We start from the raw sequence: 1,790 nt of genomic DNA, 5'->3' as shown, positions 1-1,790 counted from the left end.
CCCACGTCGGTGTGCTCTCCGTTGGGCAGAGCGGCGACGAAATCATCCGCCCGCGCGATCGTAAGCGCCCGCGCGCAGTCCGCCGCGGTCACGGCCTCCCCGCCCAGCAGCACGTTGTCAGCGACGGAACCGGAGAAGAGGGTGGGGTCCTCGAAGCCGACGCCGACCGACGCGCGTAGCTCCGCCACCGGCATCTCGGCGATGTCCCGCCCGCCGAGCGTGATCCGCCCACCGGTCACTTCGTACAGCCGTGGCACCAGGCAGGCGAGGGTGGTTTTGCCGCTGCCGGTGGCGCCGACCAAGGCCACGGTCTCACCGGCGGCGATGCGCAGGTCGACGTCCTGGAGAACGGCGGGCGCACCCGGCAAGGCGTCGGGATATCGGAACTCCACCTTGTCGAACGCCAACCCTGCCGGCCCCGAAACGGTCGCGCGGCGCGGTGCGGACACCGGAGAGCCGGGACGCGTGGACAAGTTGTGACGCTCCGGGCTATCGGGAGGGACCGGGGTGTCCATGATGTCGAAGTAGCGGTCGGCCGCTGTTGCGGCCTGGTTGCACATCGCCAGCAGGGCGCCGGTCGACTCCACCACAGGGCGCAGAACGAGCGCCGTGGCCAGGAACGCCAGCAGCGTCCCGGACGACAACGTCCCGTCCGCCACCTGCACCGCGCCCAGCACCAGCGTTGTACCGACGGCGATCTCCGGCAAGGTGACGAAGAATCTCGACAGGCCGGCGAAGAGGCGAGCCTTGTGAAGCTCCGTTCCGTGGATCTGGCGGGCGAGCCTCTGGAACGCACGAACCTGACTCTCGTGCCGACCGAAGCCCTTGATAACCCGGATGCCCAGGATCGATTCCTCGATGACGGTCGTCAGGTTCCCGTTCTGGTCCTGCGCGCGGCGGGTGACGAGCGCGTATCTCGCCTCGAACAACGCGCTCAGCAGCGTCAGCGGCAGGGCAGGAGCCAGTAGCACCAGGCCCAAGGTCCACTGCTGAGTCAGCAGGATGACGCAGCCGAGTGCCATGGTCACCCCATTGACGATGAGAAACGTCGATGAGAGTGCGAGGAAGCCGTGGAGCAGGCCGAGGTCCGCGGTACCGCGAGAGAGGAGCTGACCCGACGGCCACCGGTCATGAAAGGGGATCGGCAGCCGTTGCAGGTGCCGGTACAGCGCCGTACGCATCGACGCTTCGACCTCGGCGAGTGGGCGGGCGACCAGCCAGCGCCGTACGCCGAAGATGGCCGCCTCGGCGGCGCCTATCAAGAAAAGGGCCAGGCCACCAAGCCAGACCCCGGACGGCTCACCCCTGGTGAGCGGGCCATCGACCATCCATCTCAGCACCAGCGGCATGATCAGTCCGAGGCATGAAGCGATGGTGGCGAGGAGAGTGGCTGTGAAGAGCCGCATGCACACGGGCCGTACGTGAGGCCATAGGCGCAGCAACGAGGACAAGGTGAAGCGTTCGCGATGTTGGCGCAAAGCTGCTGTCTCCTGAACAGGATGCGCCCACCGGGAGACGAGGGAACAGCGAGTCAGCCGGCAGACGAAACGAAGCGGGTGGCTAGTGCACGCGCACGGAGGCGCGCCGCAGACGTGTCGTAGTCATCGGCAGCACCTCCTGACTTCGTTGGCCGTTCAGAGCCGATCGCTCAGCGAACAACGGTGACGTTACTCGAGCACGCACGGTGTGACAACGGATCGGGTGGCTGACAGGCAACTCGCCGGCTACGAGGGATGACTGACGGACGCGGGCCAGCCGTCAGCGGAGCAGGTCGCTGCTGGGCGTCGCCG

1 protein-coding gene is annotated in these 1,790 nt (G+C 67.5%); it reads right to left on the bottom strand.

Annotated features, from left to right (window positions below):
• On the bottom strand, positions 1–1,406 hold a 1,406-nt coding region (locus ELR45_RS30040), incomplete at its 3' end, for an ABC transporter ATP-binding protein (protein ID WP_205857549.1).
• Positions 1,407–1,790: the final 384 nt, after the last annotated feature.

The sequence above is a fragment of the Phytoactinopolyspora endophytica genome (assembly GCF_004138495.1).
Classification (GTDB): Bacteria; Actinomycetota; Actinomycetes; order Jiangellales; family Jiangellaceae; genus Phytoactinopolyspora; species Phytoactinopolyspora endophytica.
Note: the sequence above shows the minus strand (reverse complement) of the source record. Positions and strands in the feature narration are given on the sequence as shown.